Here is a 19,057-nt window from a genome sequence, read left to right as displayed (position 1 = left end):
CGCGGGGGCCCGGCGGGCGGCGGGATTGCCGTCAGCGCGACAGCAGGCCGCGGCCCGCCCTCGCCGTGGAGACGAGCTCGGCCACGGTGGCCAGCTTGACCCGCGGGCGCCCCGCGCTCAGCCCGCGCGTGACCTCGGCCCGTTCGATGGCGGCGAGGCCGCGCGCGTCGATCACGTGCCGGTTGCGCCGCCGGGCCAGCCGGTGGAATGCCTTCGGTCCCTGTCGCGGGGCGGGCAGCGCGCCCGCGACCGCGTCGGCGAGGAGGGTGGAGACCGTCTCCGCGGCGCAGGTGCGGTTGGCCCCGATGCCGCCGGAAGGGCCCCGCTTGATCCAGCCCACGACATACGTGCCCGGCTGTCCGGCGACCCTGCCGCCCTCGTGGGGCACGGTGCCGTCGGACTCGTCGAAGGGCAGTCCGGCGACGGGCACGCCGCGGTAGCCGATGGCGCGCAGGACGAGGCCCGCCGGTATCGTCCGCTCCCCCGTGTCCGCGGCCACCCGCACGGCCTCGGCCCGTCCGGCGCCGAGGACTTCGACGGGTGCGCAGAAGAAGCGCAGCACGATCCTGCGGCCGGGCGCGGGCTCCCGCTCCCAGTCGGGCCGGGTGCGCGCGACGCCCCGCAGGACCGCCGCCTTGTCCGTCGCGCGTGCGGAGTCGACGGTGGCGGCGACGCGCGGGTCGTGGTCGTCGACCGTCAGCTCCACGTCCGGCAGGTGCTTGAGGGCAAGGAGCTCGGACCTGGTGTACGCGGCGTCCTCGGGGCCGCGCCGCGCGAGCAGCACCACCTCGCGCACCTTGCTCTCGCGCAGGGCGCGCAGCGCGTGGTCGGCGATGTCGGTGCGGGCGAGCGTGCCGGGGTCGGCGAGCAGGATCCTGGCCACGTCCAGGGCGACGTTGCCGTTGCCGACGACGGTCACGCGCTCGGCCGACAGGTCGATGCCGTCCGGTGCCGCGTCCGGGTGGGCGTTGTACCAGGCGACGAAGGCCCTCGCGGAGATGCTGCCGGGCAACTCCTCCCCGGGGATCGACAGCCGGCGGTCCGCCGAGGCGCCCACGGCGTAGATCACCGCGTCGTGGTGGGCCGCGATCTCCTCCGGGGTGACGTCGGTGCCCACCTCCAGGCCCAGGTGCATCCGCACTCTCGGGTGCGTGTGGAAGCGGGCGAAGGTCTCGCCGACCTTCTTGGTCGCGGGGTGGTCCGGCGCCACGCCGTAGCGCACCAGGCCGCCCGCCACCGGCAGCCGGTCGATCAGCGTCACCTCGGCGCTGGTATGCAGCAGCAGATCCTGCACGGCGTACATCCCGGCGGGTCCTGTCCCGACGACGGCGACCTTCAGCGGTGCGAAGTCGGCCGGCAGCACACGCGGGAAGGACGGCTCGCCCCAGGTGTGGAAGTTCGGTCCCTGCGGCGCGGTGTCGGACGCCTCGGGCGCGGCTCCGGAGGCATCGGGCGCCGGCTCGCGGTCGTAGTACGCCGCGTTGATCTCGGCGTACTCCCGCTGCGCGACGGGCAGGCTGTCCGCCGGGAAGATCGCGTCGACGGGGCAGGCGTCGGCGCAGGCGCCGCAGCTGATGCAGGTCCTGGGGTCGATGTGCAGCATCTCCGTGCTGCCGAACGCCCGCTCCTGCGGCGTGGGGTGGATGCAGTTGACCGGGCACACGGCGACGCACGTGGCGTCGCTGCAACAGGTCTGCGTGATGGCGTAGGTCATGTTCGTCGGCTCAGCTCGCTCGGATCCGTCGGCTCAGATGAGGTTGGCGCGCTTGTAGAACACCAGGGCCGGCTTGGTGAGCAGGCCGCAGGAGGCGAGGAACTCCATCAGCCCCGAACAGCTCGACCGCATCATGGACTTGTGGTGCTCGTTGGCCTTCGCCTCGGCGACCGCGCGCTCCTCGTCGAGCCCGGCGTTCGCGTACACCTTGCGGTTCACCATGCTGGTGACGATGACGTACGACGCGATGGCTGTCACGAGGGCGTTGATCTCGCGGCGCGCCCGGCCCGCGCCCGCGAGCCGCTTGCGCGTCTGGTCGCGGGCGAACTTCATGTGCCGCGACTCCTCGACGACATGAATGTTGTTGATGGTGCGGACGAAGGGCACGACGCGCTCATCGCGCATCCAGTCGCGCTGCATGACGTCGAGGACCTCCTCGGCCACCAGGATCGCCGCGTACGCGGCCTCGCCGAAGGCAACCGACTTGAAGACCCTGCCCAGTTCGATGGCCCACCGGCGCGGCCGGTAGGCGGGCGCGCCGAGCTTCTCGGCGCCGCGGGCGAACATGATGGAGTGGCGGCACTCCTCGGCGATCTCCGTCAGCGCCCACTGGACCTCGGTGCTCGTCGGATCCTTGGCGTAGACATCGCGGAGCACCATCTGCTGCAGGATCATCTCGAACCAGATGCCGGTGCTGGCCACCGAGGCGGCCTCCTGCCGGGTCAGCTCCTTGCGCTGCTCCTCGGACAGTTCCTGCCAGTAGGCGGTGCCGTAGAGCGTGCTCCACTCCGGGCTCGCGCCGTGGTACGCGCGGTCGAGCGGCGTCTCCCAGTCGACCTCGGTCGCCGGGTCGTACGCCAGCACGGCGGCCGAGTCCAGCAGCCGCCGGGCGACATCACCTTCCGGGGAACCGCCCTGAGTGCTCGGGCGAACAGTGCTGCTTGCCATGCTGCGACTCCTTGGCTTCAGACGTCCGGGCAGCGGGCACGGCGCTCTGTGGCACGGCGGGCCGCGACCCCCTTGTTAGACGGAATGTATAACAAGGGGGTCGGGTCCGCCTACCCTCGAGTAAGTACGAGATTGAACAGGGCAGGTCCGGTCGGTTCCGTGGCCGTCAGCCGCTCGTCGCGGGCCACCGGATCCGCGTACTGCACGCGGACACGACCAGGGCCGACGCCGCGACGGCGGCCAGACCCCAGACGAGACTGCTCGCGTGCGCGATGAAGCCGATGAGCGGCGGCCCGGCGAGCAGACCCGTGGTGCCCATGGCCGCGACCAGGGTCAGCGAGTCCGAACCCTGGCCCGCCGCGGCCACATAGACGCACGGGGTGACGGCCGCGATGCCGAGGCCGACACAGGCGAAGCCGAGCAGCGCCGGCACCAGACCGCCGCTGAGCAGGGCGAGAGCCAGACCGGCCGCGGCCAGGACGCTCCCGGACAGGACGATCCGGCCGTCGCCCCAGCGGCTGCGCCAGCCGTCGGCGAAGAGGCGGGCGACGACCATCATTCCCGAGACGACGGCGATGCCGAGCGGGGCCAGTTCGGCGGAGGCGTCGGCCACGTCCTTGAGGTAGAGAGCCGACCAGTCGTTCATGGCCCCTTCGGTCACGGTGCCGAACGCCATGGCGACACACATCCACAGCGTCATGCGGGACGGCACGGTCCAGCTCTTCTTCTTCGCCCCCTTCTGCTCCTCCACCGCCTTCCCCTCGGTCTTCTCCGCTGTGTCCGTGGCGGGTTGGCGCTCCGTCAGGAGGCCCGTCCTGGCGTACGCGACCAGCAGGAGCAGCAGCAGCGCGGCCACCGCGAAGTGCGCGGCGACCGTCGAGGTCACCGCGTTCATGCCGGAGGCGAGCAGCGCGGCGAGCAGCGAACCGCCGCTGAACGTCGCGTGCAGGCGCGCCATGGCGTTGCGCTCGTACCGGCTTTCGAGTTCGGCTCCCTGGGCGTTCATGGCGACGTTCAGACAGCCGACGAGGACGCCGTCGACGCACATGACCAGGAGGGCGACCGGGTAGTTGGGCGCCGCGGCCAGCGCCGGAAGCAGCAGGGCGAGGCAGAGCGCCGAAAGCAGCGCGAGGCGCTGCGAACCGAGACGCCGCATCAGCACCGCCACCACGGGGAACGACACGGCCGCTCCGATGCCGGCGGCCATCAGGAGCACGCCGACCTCCGCCGCGGACAGGCCGAGGTCCGTCTTGATGGCGGGGATCCGCGCCGCCCAGGTGGCGTACTGGAAGCCCAGGGAGCAGAACAGCGCTGCGATCGCCAACTGGCCGCGGTGGAAAGGATCACGCAAGCGGAGCACCCGCATCAGCCCACTTCTCTGTTTCTCGTGCTGGTTGTGCATGTCGCGCTCGTTCTGTGTCACGTGCTGGTTCTGTGTCCCGTGCTGGTTCGGTTTCTTCGTGCGGGGGCGAGACGCCGTGCACCGGCCGAGACATGTACACGGCTGTCGGGCCGTATCCGGCCGGCGGCGGCCCCCCGCGACGCGCGGCGAAGCCCCGGCCCGACCAGAACGTCTCGCTGTCCCCGACCGCGATCAGGGAGATCTGCTCGTACCCGTGCGAGCGGGCCGTCTCCATGAGGCGCCGCAGGAGGTGGCGCGCAAGGCCGCGGTGGCGCAGGTGCTCCGCGACGACGATGTCGTGCAGGTGCAGGTTGCGCGATGGGGTCGGCGCGGCCCGCTCGCTCCCGCGCAGCTCCGGGTACGCGGACTCCGGGTACGGCAGGGCGAGCAGGTAGCCCGCCAACTGCCGTCCCAGATCCAGCGCGAAGCACGTGTGCGGGGACGCACGCATCCGGGACTCAAGGGCGGGCCGCCCCTCCGCCAGGCCGAGCGGCTCGTAGGCGCGGGACTCCAGCGCCACGATGGACTCCCAGTCCCCGTCGGCGATAGGGCGTACGCGTATCTCCTCGGTCATGCGTCGCCGCCCTCGCCGTCGATCCAGGTGTAAGGGAGGGGGCTGAAGCCGTTGAAGCCCTGCGTCATGTAGCTGGTCGCGTACGCGCCGCAGGAGAGCACCCAGACCGGGTCGCCCGACGCGAGCGTCCCGGGCACCTGGACGAGGCCCTCCTCGTGGGAGTAGGCGTCGTCGCTGTCGCAGGTGGGGCCCGCGATCACGGCGGGGACGGGCGGTGCGTCCGGGTGTGCGGGGAAGACGAGGCGGTACTGCAACTGGTCCATCTCGTAGAGGCCGTTGAACTTGCCGCAGCTGAGATAGAGCCAGTACTGGCGCTCGCCGTCCGGCCGGCGGCGGGCCGCGAGCCGGGAGACGTGCGCGCGGATGGCCCCCTGGTCGGCGACGAGGTAGCGGCCGGGCTCCACGACGAAGGCGAGCCGGTGGCCGGGGATCGAGGCGAGGCGTGCCATGCCCTCGCGGATGACGGTGAAGATCTTGTCCAGCGGCGGGTCGAGCCGCGTGCCGTACTTGTCGCGGTAGCCGAGGGCGGGCAGACCGCCGCCGAGGTTGACGTGGTCCAGACCGATGCCGCGCCCGGCGAGGGCGCCGAGGACGTCGGCGATGCGGTCGATGGCGCCCTGCCAGGCGTCGGCCGTCATCTGCTGGGAGCCGACGTGGACGGAGAGACCGGCGGGTGTAAGCCCCAGTTCACGCGCCGTCTCCAGCACCGTCACGGCGTCCTCGGGCGAGCAGCCGTACTTGTTGCTGAGGCCCCAGAGCGCCCCCTCGCCGGTGGTCGCGAGCCTGCAGAACACCCGGCTGCCCGGGGCGTGCGCGGCGATCGCCCGCACGTCCTCCAGGCTGTCGGTCGCGAAGTCGCGGATGCCGAGGCGGAAGGCGTCGGCGATGTTCCGGTCGGACTTGACGGTGTTGCCGTAGTGCATCCGCTCGATCGGCACGCCGGCCCGCAGCGCCTGCTCCACCTCCGCGGGTCCTGCCGCGTCGACTCCGGAGCCGACCCGCGCCAGGCGGTCGAGGACCTCGTCGACGGGGCAGGCCTTCATGGCGAAGCGGACGGCCACGCCGGGGAGTTCGCGGCGCAGCGTGTCGTAGCGCTCCTCGATGCCCGGGAGGTCGAAGACGATGCGGTCTTCGGTGGCGGCCGCCAGGGCGTCGAGGAGCCGGGGGCTGTCGAGGCCGGGCTCCGTACCGTTGGTCCCTCGCGTCTCGTGCGCCATCGTCGCGCTCACGCGGGGTTCCCCGCCGTCAGGAGCGGACCGGCGTCCTTGCTCGCGCGGATCAGGGGCGCCCACGCCTCGGTCAGCAGCGCGAAGTCCTCGATGTCGCTCCGCGCCTCGTCGAGCAGCCGCTCGCGGCGCGTCGCGAGGTGGTCGGCGAAGTCGGCGTACCGGCCGCCGAGCGTGCGGTAGGCGGTGTCGACACGGTCCAGGCGCTGGAGGTTCTCCGTCTGGTCGAGCCGGGTGCTCTCGCGGGCGAACTCCGCGATGACGTCGGCGCGGACGTTCCCCCGGTCGTCGAGCAGCGCCTCGCCGGCCGCGGTCATCCGGTCGTAGATGTGGTTGAAGTAGAGCATCGACAGGAAGAACTTCACGAAGCGCGTCTGGTAGGCGAGGAAGCCGGCGTCGGTCCTGCGTTCCGCGGTGTAGAAGTTGACGATGTTGCGGTTGTGCAGGACTCCGGGCAGTGCGGCGTCATGGACCAGGTGGATGAGGAAGTAGTCGCTGCCGATGGTGTCGGTCGCGGGCGGCAGCGGCACGCTCTCGTGCACGCCGTGGAAGCTGATGTTGCACATGTCGACGCGCATCGGGTCGACGAGGGTCAGCGTCGCGTGGTCGCGTACGAAGGTGTCGGAACCGGCTCCCCGGAAGGAGTCGTCCACGAGCGCCCGCTTCTCGCTGTCGGACCAGTGACCGGGTGCCCAGAGGCTGACCACGTCGTAGTACACGTCCGGGTCCAGGCGGCGGATCTCGCCGATGTCCACGGAGAGTTCACCCACGAAGGAGCTGCCGACCATCGCCACGCGCTTGTGTGCGTGGCGTGGGTCGAGGGTGTTCTCGGTGACGTCGGGCGCGACGTGGGCCGCGGGCCTGCCGAGCGACATGAGCTCGTGGTGGACGGGGAAGACGGGCTCGCCGTCGACCGCCTGGTAGTGGCTGTCGGAGTCCCTGCGGTGGACGGACTCGCAGCCGAGGGCGGCGCCGATGAGGAAGGCGCGGTTGGTGCAGGCGCCGTAGGAGACGCCGTCGGGGAGCATCAGGTCCAGCATCAGCTCGGGCTTGGCGACCCCGGCGCTGCCGATCACCCGGCGCAGGAAGGCGCGCTGGGCCGGCTCGTCGAGGTGGTGCACGACGACGCCCGGCCGCTGAGGCAGGGCCTGTACGGCCCGGGTGTGTCCGGCGAACGTGGCGGTGTCGGAGGAGTCCAGGATCAGCAGGTGCGCCTCGACGTCGAAGTGTGCGGCCGCGTACGCCGCTTCCTCGCCGATCGCCGCGATGGTCTGCGGGCAGGCCCGGTTGGTGGGGAGCGTCAGGCAGATTCGGCGCATGCGGCGTCCCCGTTCGACTCGTCGAAGGGCCGGCCGTTCCAGGACTTGAGGCCGAGCAGCTTGGTGCCCAGGTCGTTGAGCGCTGCGGTGCCGTACCGGAGCGACTCGTGCTTCTGGGCGTCTCCCAGGAGGGTGGCGTTCCACTCCGGCGTGCTCAGATTCTGCCAGGAGTCGACGCGGGAGCGGCGCAGCTCCTCGTGGGTTTCGAGGGCGGGCATCATCGAGAGGTACTGGACCGCCCGTACGCCGTTCTCCGACGTGTTGGGGGCCACGCCGTGCGCCAGCAGGCCGTTCCAGATGAGCAGGTCGCCGGCTTCGAGCTCCGGCCGGACCACGGGCATCTCGTCCCGGTCGATCGCCGGCCGGATGGGGTCGCGGCCGTCCGGCTGGAGGGCCTTCCACCGGTCGAAGCGGCGGAACAGCTCGGGGCAGCACTGGAAGCCGCCGTGGTCCTGGCGGGTGTCGTCCAGGGCGATGATCCCCTGCACGCGCTGGGGCAGCACGCCGAGGGTGGTGTCGACGTCCCAGTGGAGGTTGATGTCGAACCCGCGCTCCGTGGGCGCGATCAGGGAGCGGGAGCGGTTCTTGACGTTGGGCGGGTTGAGGTTGAGCCGGTCGAGAGTCACCCAGAGCTCTTCGCAGTCCCACACGTCGACGAACGCGTCGTAGACCCGCTGCGCCTGGCGGCTGTCCCAGATGAGCTGGTGGTGGTAGGCCTCGACGAAGCCGTAGACGTGCAGCTCGCGGTCGAGGTCGGAGCGGAACTCACGCTCCTCGTACCAGGTGTCCGGGCGGCCGCGGTCCAGTCCCTGGAACTCCCAGGCGAAGTCGAGCAGGTCCTTGGCGGCGTCGGTGGGTATCGCCTGCTTCACGACGACATAGCCGTACGTCTGCCAGAAGGCGAAGTCCTCCTCGGAGAGCACACGCAGGGGGCGGGTCTTTTCGAGGTCGCGCAGCTGTGTCCGCGCGAGGTACGTGTCGCCGTCCGCGCTGAAGTACGGGACGTCGGAGGGGGCGCGATGGAGGTAGGCGTCGCTCGCTGGCATGTGGTGCTCCAAGGTTCGGTTCTGTCGTCCGGCGGCAGGACTCCACGCCGGGGCGGCGGGCCCCGCCGGGCGCGCCGGGGCAGCGCGTTCACACCCGCCCCCTGTCGAACTTGCGTCCCACCAAAATGGACTAGACCAACTACCCGTGTCAACAATTGAATTGGGCGCCTTGGCAGGGAAAAGAGCGACATTTACCCCCAGTTCACGCGCCCGTCATATGAGGATTTGGCAAAGATCCCGCAGCTCAACTACGGGCTACTGAGCGGTAGTTGGTCCGGGCCATAGAGTGAGCGGCGCGCAGCGGGCCACTCCCCCGGTCAGGCGGGACGCCGCACCCGTTCGGCCACGCCGTGGCCCGCCATTGCCGCGCAGATTCCAGTACGGGCCGCGCAGCCGACGTTCGAGCAGGGGAACTCCTTGGCGGGCGCCGTCCGCAGCCGCGCCTTCGCCGCCCCGGCCGGCGGCCACGGCGATGCCGGGCCCCTCGGGCAGCTCCTGGTCGAGGACGAGTGGCGGGTACGGACCAGCACTGAGGTCCGCTCCTGGTAGGCGTGCCAGCCCGTGGCCCCGTCGCGCGGCGCCGTCTCCCCGTCCTCGTAGGAGATGTCGCCGACCGCTTCGCCGGGCTCTGTCATACCTGATCAGCCTCCATACCTGATCAGCCTCCGGACGCTGTCGTCAGCAGCTGCGGCGATGAAACAGAGCCGCCCGCTGACGGTCGCGCCCGGAGGCCGTTCCCCTCAGGGGAGTTCAGGACTGGTCAGGGTCGTTCAGGACCGGCCGCAACCGGCCGGAACCCCTGCCTTCACTCGTCGATCGCCGCGCCGAACGCCGAGTCCGCGGCGGGCGCCCCGAGCGAACCCGCCCCGTACGTCCAGGACCCGGCGCCGGTCACCCCGCCCGAGCCCGCGGACAGGACCCACACCACGCCGTCCCCGGTGTTCTCGCCGGGCGCCGCCGCGAGGAGGCCGAAGCGGCCGTCCCTGTTCGGGTCGGTGAGCCGCACCTGCCCGCCCCACTTGTCGCCCTTCTCGGACGCTCCCGGGATGTCCGTGTCGTCCTGGTCCCAGGACTTGGCGCCGGTGGCCGTCATCCCGTTCTCCGAACCGTTCAGGACCCACACGGCGCCCGCGTCGGCGACGGTGCCGATGTCCTCGCCGGGCGCGCCGATCGCGACGTCCGCGTAACCGTCGCCGTTCGTGTCCGCGACGGACAGGTCCCCGCCCCAGCCGTCACCGCGCTCGGCGGTGCCGGGCACGCCCGCGGAGTCCTGGGTCCACCACTTGGCCTCGTCCACGAGGCCGTCCGGGGTGCCGTAGCGCACGCCGACCAGACCGCCGGTCATCGTCGCGCCGCCGTCGTCCGGCGAGGCGGGCTCGCCGGTCACCAGGTCGTCGTAGCCGTCGTTGTTGATGTCGCCGGAGGCCGCGACGGGACCGCCGCGCAGGTCGTTCCGGTACGTGAGGCCGTCGGCGCCACCCGCGAACTGCACGGACCAGCCGTGACCGGGCTCGTCCCCCGCGGTGACACCGGAGGCGACGAGGTCGGCGTAGCCGTTGTTGTCGTAGTCGCCGGTGGTCAGCGACTTGGACACGATCGTGCTGGCGTCGGCCGACCTGCCGAGCCGCTGGGTGGACTGACGGCGCAGCGGCGCCTCGCCGCGGGCCTGCGGCGCGGGGTCGTACACGAAGAGCTCCATGTTGTCCCGGTCAAGGACGGCCAGGAGGTCGCCGGGCGTGTCCGCGGTGAAGTGCGCCGCGGCGAGACCGAGGCCGAACTGCTGGCCCGCGGCCGCCTGCTGGCTCTGCAGCCAGCTGCTGGCGGATCCGTTGAGGCCCGTCCTCGAACCCCAGAGGACGGCGACACCGCCGGCGTCCGCCTGGTCGCCGAGGTCCTCGCCGGGGATGCCGATGACGGCGTCGTCGTAGCCGTCACCGTCGAGGTCGCCGGTGGCGACGGCCTTGCCGAAGGCGTCGCCCGCCTCGGCGGCGCCGGAGACGCCGCCCGTCGACTGGCTGAACCGGGCGACGTCGGTCGTGCCGATGCCTCTGGTGGAGCCGTACTGGACGGTGACGAGTCCCGCGCCCTTGGCACCGCTCACCGTGGCGCCGGGGGCGCCGACCAGCACATCCTCGTACCCGTCGCCGTTGAAGTCGCTGTTGCGGTCGTCGGCGTGGGTGCCCCCAGGGGTGCCGGCGAAGGCGGCGGGGGCGGTGGCGATACCGGCCCCGGTCAGCAGAAGGAATGAGGCCGCGGCGAGGGCGGCCGAACGGTTCTTGCGCACGAGCGGCTCCTGTGAAGGAAGGTGGCCGGGCAGGCGCGGGGGGTGTCCGGAAAGGGCCCGTTCCTTGTCCGGCGTCCTGTTCGACAGGGGATGGGCCCCAAGGGTTGTACGGAGTTCAGAAACCGCTCTCGGAAGCTCGACTCGCTGCCCTCGCGCGTCATTTCCAGCCGGGCGCGTATGCCGCCACCCACGTGATCTCAAGGCGTGCGCTGCTGCCGGGCGCGGCCCCGGGCCCTCCGGGGCGCTCTCGTTCTGCCTCGTTCTCCAGAACCCAGGACAGCGGGCGGTCCGGCACGCCCCTCGTGTCGTGACCCGTCTCCCGCCCGTCGACGGAAAAGCGCACATGGCCGGGGGTCCACTCGGTGGAGGCCGTGTGCCACTCGGTCCAGTCCTCGGCGCCGGGGTACGCGCCTTGTTCGCCTCCGCCGCACGGGTGGTGGAAGGCGCTCAGCGAGCCGGTTTATTCGCCCTCGGAGTGGTCCATCTCGCAGCCGCCGCCGTAGTGCAGCCAGGCTGACTTGCAGCCGGGCCTGCTCGGTGACCTTGATGCGGGCGCTGTACTTGCCGTACTTCATCTGCGTGACGGCGCGTGGTACCACGGCGGAGGCGTGCACGAGGCTGCCGCCGGCGGGCCGCCACATGCGGATGCGCATGCGGCCGTCGCCGTCGGCCGCAGGGCCCACGCTCACGGTGTTCTCCGGGTGGCAGACGCCGACGACGTCGCGGCGCCTGTCGTTCGCCGTGCCGGGCCAGCCCGTGGGGTATGCCCACCAGTTGTCGCGCATTCCCCGTACACCGCGTCGATCAAGCGGTGTCCGCGATCCGTCCCTGACGGCCCGTCACTCGTCCTTTGCAGTGCTCTTCGCGAAAAGAACGGATCGGTTGACTGGCCCAGGGTGCCGGTCGTGCGAGCCTCCTCCACGTCTCTGCCCAAGCGAGGAGCTGATGTGCGCGTTACCTTTCCCTCCCTCATCCAGTCCGGAATGAGATATCTGTGTGTCGTCGGCGTCGTGGCGGGAAGCGGCTTCACGGCCGTGCCCGCTACGGCGCATTCCTCCTCAGGGCCGGGGTCCGCCCCGGCAAGACCCGCGGCGGCCGCCGCGAAACCCCTGCCCGGCGGGCTCGGCCCGTGCGTGCCGGGCACGTGCCCGGACGGCGACTACCCGCCCATCGGCAACGGCACGATCAGGTACCGCGACAACGGCATCAACGTCTACGTCGGCGGGGACTTCCTCGTCCGCCGGCGGGCCGCGGAGGCCGAGGGCCGCGTGGTGGTCCTCGGCGACTTCGACCAGGACAAAGAGGCGGGCGCGAGCAGCATCTACAACATCGGCGAGGCCGGTGTCGGCTCCCGGGTGGCGCCGCCCGTGGGCGCGGACTGGCTCACGACGGGCGGCGACGTCTCGGTCGCCGACGGCGAACGGCTGCTCGCCGAGGCCGGTGTGGTGCGCCATGCCGGTGACGCCACCGGCAGGATCCTCGCCACCCTGCGCAAGGACCCCGACGCAGCCAAGCCCTACATCCCGCTGCGGGACGAGCTGACGGCCGCGAGCCAGTGCTACGCGCACCCCGACGGCGGCACCCGCACGCCCACCGGAACGGCCACGCACGCGGGCGGCGAGACCCTGTTCCGGGGCGACAACAGCTCTATGCTGCAGGTCTTCAACGTGGACTTCGACCTGATGAGCCGCAGCGGCGGCCAGGAGGGCATCCGCTTCGAGGGGATCCCGGACGGCGCCACGATCCTGGTCAACGTCCTCGGCTCACCGCGCACCATCAGCACCTACAGCGGCACCATCGACGACAGCAGTCAGTTCAACAAGCTGCGCAGCCGCCTGCTGTGGAACTTCCCCGACGCCACGTCGGTGGAGTTCAAGGGCACGGGCCAGTTCCAGGGCAGCGTCCTGGTGGGCAACCAGGAGTCGAAGACCACGATCAGCGTGCCGGGCATGAACGGCCGCTTCTTCACCACCGGCTCGCTCACCCACACCAGCGCGGCGTCGGGCGGCGGCGGCCAGGAGATCCACAACTATCCCTTCCTCGGCGACCTGCCCGACTGCGACACCGAGCCGGCCACCGGCCAGGTCAAGATCGTCAAGACCGACGAGGAGAGCGGCAGGCCGCTCGCGGGCGCCGAGTTCGAGCTGTGGGAGGAGACCAACGGCAACGACGGCCTGCAGACCGGCGGCGCCGACCCCGACACGAAGGTCGGCGGCTCCTGCACCACCGGGGCGCGGGGCGAGTGCGTGCAGACCGTGCCGACCGGCACGTACTACTGGCGCGAGACGAAGGCGCCGAAGGGCTACGAGCGGCCCTCGCCGAACGTCTTCGGACCGCTGGAGCTGACCGAGACGAACGCCGAGGACGGTGTGACGGTCACGGCCACCAACACCAAGGAGGAGCCGACCGTCGTCAAGGGCGACGTCACCGTCGTCAAGAAGGACCGGGACACCGGGGCCCCGCTGGCGGGCGCCGTCTTCCAGCTGTGGCGCGAGACCAACGGAAGGGCCGGTCTGCAGCAGGGCGGCTCGGACCCGGACACCTCCTCGGGTGCCCCCTGCACGACGGGCGCCGCCGGTACGTGCCGCAGGACCGTCGTCACCGGGACGTACTACTGGGTCGAGACGAAGGCTCCGGACGGTTACGAGCTCCCGGACCCGGCGGTCTTCGGCCCCCTCGAACTCGACGACGCCACCGCCGGACGCGGAGTCTCCGTGGAGGCGTTGAACAGCAGGCACGACGAACCCGGTGAGCTCGGCGCCATCAAGGTCGTCAAGAAGGACAAGAAGACGGGCAAGCCGCTGAGCGGTGCCGTCTTCCAGCTGTGGCAGGAGACCAACGACCGGCCCGGCCTGCAGACGACCGGCACCCACCGGGACACGCTGGTCGACAGGGGCTGTGCGACGGACGGCAGGGGGCGATGCGACTTCCAGGGCCTGGAGCTCGGCTCGTACTACCTCAAGGAGACCGCCGTTCCCGACGGCTACGTCCTGCCGAAGAAGACCGTCAACGGCCCGTACAGGGTCACCGCGGGCAACGCCGACGACGGCGTGACCGTGACGCTGCACAACCAGCGCGGCGGAGGCAAGAAGGGGAAGTGACTCCACCGGCCCGGGTACGGGCGGCGTCAGCCGTCCGTACCCGGCTTCGTCCCCCAGAGGTAGAGCCGGTCGCCCTTCATCAGCAGGTCGTAGAGGCGCGCGGCGTCACCCATGGCCATGTTGACGCAGCCGGCCGAGCCGGACGAGAACAGGTCCGAGCGAGTGCCGTGCAGGGCCTGCCCGCCGTTGAAGAACTGCGCGTACGGCATCGCGACGTGATAGATCGTCGAGTAGTGGTTGCGGCTCTTCCAGTAGATCCGCTGCCAGCCGCGACGGGTCTCCAGGCCGTCCCGCCCGCTGCGGATCGGCACCGGGTCGAACACCAGCCTGCTGCCGCTCTGTGCCCACAGGATCTGCCGGTTCAGGTCCACACAGGTGACCCGGTAGGTCCTGACGGGGCAGGCCCGCCGGGCCGCGGGGTCCCGCCGTACCCGGTCGGCGACGACCAGGCGGTACGTCCGCAGGGTCGCCCTGCCGTCCGCCGGGCGGATGCCGAGCCGCTGCTGGAGCCGGCGGATGGCCACGCAGTCGGCGGTGGACTGGCGTCCGTCGACCGGCAGCCGGAGCTCGTGCTCCAGTTCCCGCTGGTAGGGGGCGGTGCCCGCGCGGCAGGCCGGAGCGGCGACGGCGGCGCCCGGCACCTGGGCCACGGGAAAGGCCAGGGACAGGGCGGCGATCGAGGAGAGAAGCCAGCGCATCGCACCAGCTTCGCCGCTGCGCGGCCGCTCCCCCGGCGACACGACCCGACCATCCCACGATTGGTCCATCCGGGGCGCCGCCCCCCTCACCCGCAACGCTGTTGCAACGTGCCGAGGAAAAGAGTGGTCCCATGGACCGTCATGAGACGAAGGACACCGCGGGCGACGCCCCCCGCGTGGAGCTCACCTCCGCCGCCGCCCGGCTCGTGCGCCGGCTGCGGGAGGTGCACGGGCCGCTGATGTTCCATCAGTCTGGCGGCTGCTGCGACGGCAGCGCCCCCATGTGCTACCCGGACGGCGAGTTCCGCACCGGCGACTCCGACGTGCGCCTCGCGTCGCTGACGGTCGAGGGCGTGGCCGAGCCCGTCGCGTTCTGGATGTCGAAGAGCCAGTTCGCGGTGTGGAGCCACACCCGGCTGATAGTGGACGTCGTGCCGGGCCGCGGCAGCGGCTTCTCGCTGGAGGCCCCGGAAGGTGTGCGTTTCCTCATCCGTTCCCGGCTGGTCGGCACGGAACCACCGCGATCTGGTGAACTCCGTTGACTGCTGGGAGAGTTGGTTCGCTGATCGGTCGACATCAGGGGGTTCTGTGACACGCCAGAAGCAACGCGGTGGACGGTTCAGAACGGCCTGCGCCCTCATCACGACGCTCGGCACGCTGGCCGGTGCCGCTCTTGTGGGAGCGGCACCGGCCGGCGGCGCTGTCGGGGGTGCGGACCAGGCGGGCAGCAGCATCGCACCGGGCGTGGAGTACCGGTACTTCGACATTCCCGCCTCGCACGGCACCGCCCGCGCCCATGTCCTCGACGTGGATCTGCGCGACCCGCGCGCGAGCGTCGGCCTGCTGTATCCGGGCAAGGTCGCCGCCCGGGCGCCCGTCTCCGCGCTGGCCGACGGGGCCGGCGCCGTCGGCGGCATCAACGGCGACTTCTTCAACATCACCGAGACCCAGCACCCCGGCGTGCCGGCGACCGGCGCACCCGTCGGCCCCTCCGTCACGAACGGCCACGCGTTGAAGGGCGCCGTGCCGAACGGGCAGCGGTTCGGCCCGGCGATGCCGCCGGGCGTGACCACCGAGGCCGTCCTCGGCGTGGGGTACGACCGCAGGGCCCGCCTTGACAACCTCTCCCTGGACGGCCGGATCCGCACCCGCGACACCCGGCTGCCGCTGGGCGGCCTCAACCAGTACGCGCTGCCGGTGGGCTCCGTCGGCGCCTTCACCAGCGACTGGGGCGACGTGTCACGGGTGCGCGCGACCTGCGGAACGGACACGAACCGCGGCGCGCCCTGCAGCGCGGACACCCACGAGGTGACGATCCGCGACGGGCGGGTCGTGGCCTCGGCCGACACGCCGGGCAGCGGGCCCATCGCTCGGGGCAGCACGGTCCTGGTCGGCCGTGAGGCGGGCGCGCAGGAGCTGCGGAAGCTGTCGACGGGCGACCGGGTGCAGGTCAGGCACCGCTTGGTGGCGGCCGATTCGCACATCCCGTTCCGCTTCGCCCTCGGCGGCTATCCCGTCCTGCGGAACGGCGAACCACTGCCCGGCCTCGACGCGACCACGTCGGCGGTGCGGACCGCGGCGGGCATCTCCGACGACGGCCGCCGGCTGCTGCTGCTCTCGCTCGACGGTTCCCCGCAGTTCCGTACAGGTCTGACGGTGGCCGAAGTAGCCGACACGCTGCGGGAGTTGGGGGCACAGGAAGGCTTCGGTCTGGATGGCGGCGGTTCCTCCACGCTGGTCTCGGCCACTTCCACGCTGGTCGCGCGGGCGCCGGGCGCCGATGCCGTGACGGTGCGCAACAACCCCAGCGGCGGGGCGGAGCGCCCGGTGCCGAACGGCATCGGCGTGTTCTCCCGGGACTGACGCGTCACCGCGTGTCGCGCACCGCGACCAGGCCGTTGAAGGCGCCCACGTAGGCCGTGCCGTCGGGCCCCAGCGTCACCGGGGCCCAGTTGTTGTCGTACGCGATGCCCGTGCCGGCGAGCTGCTTCCACCGGGTCTCGCCGGTGCGGAAGTCGACCGCGGTGAGGTACCAGGCGTCGATGCCGAGGCTGTTGGGCTCCTTCGTGTAGAAGTACAACAGGCCGTTGGCGGTGGAGAGTTTGGGCACGGTGGACGGGGAGCGGACGCCGCTCTCCCAGGCCGTGTCGCAGCCGCTGCCGTCCTCGCGCACGTCGATGCGGCTGACGCCGCCGACGACGCTGCGCCCGAAGGTGAGCGAAGTGATGTTCTCGTACCCGTAGTTGTTCTCGACGACGAGGCTGTCGCCCCAGGTGATGAGTGAGTTGTCGGTGGTGGAGGCGCCGGAGCCGAAGACGGGGACCTTGCAGACGAGCCGCTCGTCGTCCGGTACGTCGGCGCCACGCCGGAAGACGAGGACGTTCATGCGGTCGTCGGCGTTGTCGGTGATCGCCACGTAGTCGTCGTGCTCGCCGAAGAGGTCGGGCGTGGTGCCGGAACCCTGGTTCACCGAGCCGGGCTTGGTGCCGGTGCCGCGGTCGTACGGCTGGCGCCAGAGGGCCTTCGGGGTGCCGTCGGCAGCGGCCCGGAAGCTGTAGAGGGCGTGGTCGGAGACGATCGACACGCCGTCCTCGGCGACGGAGAACGAGTTCTGGATCTCCTCGCCGTCGAGCCGGACGGAGCGGATGTCGCCGGACTTCGGGTCGACGGTGCCGATGCGGCCCTGCCGGGTCACCCACCAGATGCGGCCCTCCCAGTCCGGCATGACGGAGGTGACCGGGTCGCACTGGCCGCTCGGGTACAGGTTGGTCCAGCTGACGCAGTCGTGCGGGACGTGCGCCGTGAGGTCCCACTCCTTGTCGACGACGAAGCGCCAGCTCCCGTCCGCCGCCCGCTCGTGCGCGAGCCGCACGATGTGCTGGCGGGAGTCGGCGAGAACGAGCCGGTCCTCGTCGTCGAGGTAGGAGTAGGCGCCGCCGGACGTGTCCTTGAAGATCCTGGAGAAGTCGAGCCGGGTGATGGCCTCGATGGTCGAGGGCCGTTGCGGCAGCTTGTACTCGGCGAGCGTGTCCAGCGTCTTCGGGTCGAGCAGTTTGACCAGGAAGCCGGTGAACGTGCCGCAGACGGTGACGATGCGTCCGTCGCGGTCGAAGGTGACGGTGGCGCACTCGCCGCCGAGTGCCGCCATCTTCTCGCTGTCGGCGGCGGGCCGCTTGCCGAGCGGCCCGCTCCAGGGGTACGTGCCGCTGCCCGCCGCGTCGGCGTGCATCCCGCTGCGTCCGTTGGCGGCGAGATATGGGTGCTGGGGCGGTGGGGTGCCGGGCAGCGGGCGGGCCTCTGCGGGGGCGCCTGCGTACTGCTCGACGAGCCGGTGGCCCGGGGCCCTGGGGATCTCGTCGGCGTGCGCGGGGCCCGCGAAGGAGACGGTCAGGGCCACGGCACTGGCGGGGACGAGGCGGCGCAGTCTGCTGGACATGCGCCGAAGCTAGAGCGCACCCCCTCAAGTGTCCATGACGCGGCGTCAGTTGTTCATGAAGCCGCAAAGAACGGTCATGGCTGGATGCCGCTGACGATGTTGGCGGTGGCCGTCAGGCCGTCGCGGATGGTCGGCGCCATGCTCGAGCTCGCCAGGTAGAAACCCAGCAGGCCGCAGACGATCGCGTGCGAGACCTTCAGCGCTCCGTTGCGCAGAAAGACCACCGCAAGGATCAGGAGCAGCATGACGACAGAGATGGAAATGGCCATGGGAAGTACCTCCTCCGCCACGTGACACCGCGGCTCACGGCCGTCAGTTTGGCGTAGCGGAGGGAGCGTCCGGGCGTCTGACCTGTGCTCCGAACGGGTGTTACTTGCGTGAGTGCCGCTCGGCGCCCGTCACCCGCCGTGCGCGTCGAGGAACGTCTCCAGGCCCGCGAGGTCGTCGGTGTTGAGGTGGTCCACCCCGGCGGCGAGCAGCTCGCCCCAGACCGCGTCGCGCTGCGGGCCCGGCAGGTCGGGCGTCGCCCAGAAGCGGACGCGCTGTCCGCGCGCGTGGGCCCGGGAGACGATGCCGCGCAGCTTGTCGCGTTCGGCGGCGGGTATCGGGCCCGTGCCCTGCCAGCCGAAGTTGAGGGCCCAGTTGTCGCTGATGAGCGGGATGAGCGAGGCGGGCGCCGCGGTGCCGAGGTCGAGAAGGCGGCCGTCGTAGAAGGCGTGCCTGATCCGCTGGGCCTCCATCGGGACGCGCGCCGCGCGGTCACCGGAGACGACGGCGGTGACCGCGCCGCGGCGGACCTTCCCGTAGGCGTACGTCGTGAACAGCCGCCGGTAGGGCTGCAGATGGCGGTGGAGCTCGGTGTACGTGGACGCGCCCTCGGTCTTGATGTCGATGAGCAGCTGGAAGGGGGCGCGGTGGTGGCCCCGGTACACCGAGCCGTGCTGGGCGCGCACCCGGGCGGCCAGCGGCTCCAGGTAGAGGGATTCGAGGGTGCGGGTGGGGTCGAGGTCCACCGGGTCGTGGGCGACGAGGAGCTGTCCTTCGACGAGGTAGATGTCGGCCTCGACGCTGTTGAAGCGGTGGTCGAGCGCGTCGAGGAGGGGCCGGGGGTGCTCATAGTCGTTGTGGGCGTGGGCGCGCAGCAGCGGCCGGGGGTGGTGGCCGCGGTCGTTCGCCTGCGCGTAGGCGGGTGTCGCGATGCCGCCCACGAGGGCGGCGCCGAGGGTGCTGAGTGCTCTGCGACGGGTGGTGAGGGCCATGTCTGCCTCCCGGGAGGGCGGGTCGGGGCGGCGTCGGGGTCCGACGCTCG

General features: G+C 71.5%; 16 protein-coding genes. 3 read left to right on the top strand and 13 right to left on the bottom strand.

Features of this window, described 5'->3' with window-relative positions; translation table 11 throughout:
* Positions 1–31 precede the first annotated feature (31 nt).
* The 9 genes from ACFVYL_RS29380 to ACFVYL_RS29340 form a co-directional block, all read right to left on the bottom strand.
* Positions 32–1,714, bottom strand: coding sequence for an FAD-dependent oxidoreductase (locus tag ACFVYL_RS29380; RefSeq protein ID WP_389721181.1), 1,683 nt, complete (start codon positions 1,712–1,714; stop codon positions 32–34).
* 33 nt (positions 1,715–1,747) lie between these two features.
* Positions 1,748–2,662 (bottom strand): diiron oxygenase, encoded by a 915-nt coding sequence (locus tag ACFVYL_RS29375; RefSeq protein WP_389721179.1) that lies wholly within the window; start codon positions 2,660–2,662, stop codon positions 1,748–1,750.
* A gap of 166 nt (positions 2,663–2,828) precedes the next feature.
* Entirely contained in the window at positions 2,829–4,028 is a 1,200-nt protein-coding gene (locus ACFVYL_RS29370; RefSeq protein ID WP_389721177.1) for an MFS transporter, read from the bottom strand.
* On the bottom strand, positions 4,006–4,638 hold the full coding sequence (locus tag ACFVYL_RS29365; RefSeq protein WP_389721175.1) for a GNAT family N-acetyltransferase: 633 nt from the start codon (positions 4,636–4,638) through the stop codon (positions 4,006–4,008). The genes ACFVYL_RS29370 and ACFVYL_RS29365 overlap by 23 nt, the downstream gene beginning before the upstream one ends.
* Positions 4,635–5,855: a type III PLP-dependent enzyme gene (locus ACFVYL_RS29360; protein ID WP_389721197.1), complete on the bottom strand. Its 1,221-nt coding sequence runs from the start codon at positions 5,853–5,855 to the stop codon at positions 4,635–4,637. The genes ACFVYL_RS29365 and ACFVYL_RS29360 overlap by 4 nt, the downstream gene beginning before the upstream one ends.
* A gap of 8 nt (positions 5,856–5,863) precedes the next feature.
* The gene (locus ACFVYL_RS29355; RefSeq protein ID WP_389721173.1) at positions 5,864–7,183 is read right to left on the bottom strand and encodes a DUF6271 family protein; all 1,320 of its coding nucleotides are present in this window, start codon (positions 7,181–7,183) and stop codon (positions 5,864–5,866) included.
* A complete protein-coding gene (locus ACFVYL_RS29350; RefSeq protein ID WP_389721171.1) occupies positions 7,165–8,229 on the bottom strand; it encodes a phytanoyl-CoA dioxygenase family protein in 1,065 nt (354 codons plus the stop codon). The genes ACFVYL_RS29355 and ACFVYL_RS29350 overlap by 19 nt, the downstream gene beginning before the upstream one ends.
* A gap of 317 nt (positions 8,230–8,546) precedes the next feature.
* Entirely contained in the window at positions 8,547–8,864 is a 318-nt protein-coding gene (locus ACFVYL_RS29345) for a hypothetical protein (RefSeq protein WP_389721169.1), read from the bottom strand.
* Between the two features lie 170 nt (positions 8,865–9,034).
* On the bottom strand, positions 9,035–10,513 hold the full coding sequence (locus tag ACFVYL_RS29340) for an esterase (protein WP_389721167.1): 1,479 nt from the start codon (positions 10,511–10,513) through the stop codon (positions 9,035–9,037).
* 983 nt (positions 10,514–11,496) lie between these two features.
* Here ACFVYL_RS29340 and ACFVYL_RS29335 point away from each other — a divergent pair.
* Entirely contained in the window at positions 11,497–13,614 is a 2,118-nt protein-coding gene (locus ACFVYL_RS29335; RefSeq protein WP_389721165.1) for a choice-of-anchor A family protein, read from the top strand.
* Between the two features lie 26 nt (positions 13,615–13,640).
* Here the strand turns inward: ACFVYL_RS29335 and ACFVYL_RS29330 are convergent, their stop codons facing one another.
* Positions 13,641–14,312 (bottom strand): L,D-transpeptidase, encoded by a 672-nt coding sequence (locus ACFVYL_RS29330; protein WP_389721163.1) that lies wholly within the window; start codon positions 14,310–14,312, stop codon positions 13,641–13,643.
* A gap of 131 nt (positions 14,313–14,443) precedes the next feature.
* On the opposite strand from ACFVYL_RS29330, the gene ACFVYL_RS29325 reads away from it, so the two are divergent.
* Positions 14,444–14,854, top strand: a complete 411-nt coding sequence (locus tag ACFVYL_RS29325) for a DUF779 domain-containing protein (protein ID WP_389721161.1) — start codon at positions 14,444–14,446, stop codon at positions 14,852–14,854.
* Between the two features lie 46 nt (positions 14,855–14,900).
* Entirely contained in the window at positions 14,901–16,175 is a 1,275-nt protein-coding gene (locus ACFVYL_RS29320) for a phosphodiester glycosidase family protein (RefSeq protein WP_389721159.1), read from the top strand.
* Between the two features lie 4 nt (positions 16,176–16,179).
* Here the strand turns inward: ACFVYL_RS29320 and ACFVYL_RS29315 are convergent, their stop codons facing one another.
* From ACFVYL_RS29315 to ACFVYL_RS29305, 3 genes are all read right to left on the bottom strand, one after another.
* Positions 16,180–17,748 (bottom strand): hypothetical protein, encoded by a 1,569-nt coding sequence (locus ACFVYL_RS29315; RefSeq protein WP_389721157.1) that lies wholly within the window; start codon positions 17,746–17,748, stop codon positions 16,180–16,182.
* Positions 17,749–17,822: 74 nt separating this feature from the next.
* Positions 17,823–18,017 carry a hypothetical protein gene (locus ACFVYL_RS29310; protein ID WP_389721156.1) on the bottom strand — a complete coding sequence of 65 codons (195 nt, stop codon included), beginning with the start codon at positions 18,015–18,017 and terminating at the stop codon, positions 17,823–17,825.
* A 129-nt stretch (positions 18,018–18,146) separates the two neighbouring features.
* A complete protein-coding gene (locus ACFVYL_RS29305) occupies positions 18,147–19,007 on the bottom strand; it encodes a phosphatidylinositol-specific phospholipase C/glycerophosphodiester phosphodiesterase family protein (RefSeq protein WP_389721154.1) in 861 nt (286 codons plus the stop codon).
* Positions 19,008–19,057 lie beyond the last annotated feature (50 nt).

Origin of the sequence: Streptomyces sp. NPDC058308 (genome assembly GCF_042880275.1) — a bacterium.
In the GTDB taxonomy this organism is placed as follows: Bacteria; Actinomycetota; Actinomycetes; order Streptomycetales; family Streptomycetaceae; genus Streptomyces.
The sequence above is the reverse complement of the archived record's forward strand: the minus strand, read 5'-3'. Positions and strand labels throughout refer to the sequence as shown.

What these genes read in the sequence shown, in the direction of transcription:
- ACFVYL_RS29380 (WP_389721181.1), bottom strand. Translation starts at nt 1,714, where the DNA reads ATGACCTACGCCATCACGCAGACCTGTTGCAGCGACGCCACGTGCGTC.
- ACFVYL_RS29375 (WP_389721179.1), bottom strand. Translation starts at nt 2,662, where the DNA reads ATGGCAAGCAGCACTGTTCGCCCGAGCACTCAGGGCGGTTCCCCGGAA.
- ACFVYL_RS29370 (WP_389721177.1), bottom strand. Translation starts at nt 4,028, where the DNA reads ATGCGGGTGCTCCGCTTGCGTGATCCTTTCCACCGCGGCCAGTTGGCG.
- ACFVYL_RS29365 (WP_389721175.1), bottom strand. Translation starts at nt 4,638, where the DNA reads ATGACCGAGGAGATACGCGTACGCCCTATCGCCGACGGGGACTGGGAG.
- ACFVYL_RS29360 (WP_389721197.1), bottom strand. Translation starts at nt 5,855, where the DNA reads ATGGCGCACGAGACGCGAGGGACCAACGGTACGGAGCCCGGCCTCGAC.
- ACFVYL_RS29355 (WP_389721173.1), bottom strand. Translation starts at nt 7,183, where the DNA reads ATGCGCCGAATCTGCCTGACGCTCCCCACCAACCGGGCCTGCCCGCAG.
- ACFVYL_RS29350 (WP_389721171.1), bottom strand. Translation starts at nt 8,229, where the DNA reads ATGCCAGCGAGCGACGCCTACCTCCATCGCGCCCCCTCCGACGTCCCG.
- ACFVYL_RS29345 (WP_389721169.1), bottom strand. Translation starts at nt 8,864, where the DNA reads ATGACAGAGCCCGGCGAAGCGGTCGGCGACATCTCCTACGAGGACGGG.
- ACFVYL_RS29335 (WP_389721165.1), top strand. Translation starts at nt 11,497, where the DNA reads ATGAGATATCTGTGTGTCGTCGGCGTCGTGGCGGGAAGCGGCTTCACG.
- ACFVYL_RS29330 (WP_389721163.1), bottom strand. Translation starts at nt 14,312, where the DNA reads ATGCGCTGGCTTCTCTCCTCGATCGCCGCCCTGTCCCTGGCCTTTCCC.
- ACFVYL_RS29325 (WP_389721161.1), top strand. Translation starts at nt 14,444, where the DNA reads ATGGACCGTCATGAGACGAAGGACACCGCGGGCGACGCCCCCCGCGTG.
- ACFVYL_RS29315 (WP_389721157.1), bottom strand. Translation starts at nt 17,748, where the DNA reads ATGTCCAGCAGACTGCGCCGCCTCGTCCCCGCCAGTGCCGTGGCCCTG.
- ACFVYL_RS29310 (WP_389721156.1), bottom strand. Translation starts at nt 18,017, where the DNA reads ATGGCCATTTCCATCTCTGTCGTCATGCTGCTCCTGATCCTTGCGGTG.
- ACFVYL_RS29305 (WP_389721154.1), bottom strand. Translation starts at nt 19,007, where the DNA reads ATGGCCCTCACCACCCGTCGCAGAGCACTCAGCACCCTCGGCGCCGCC.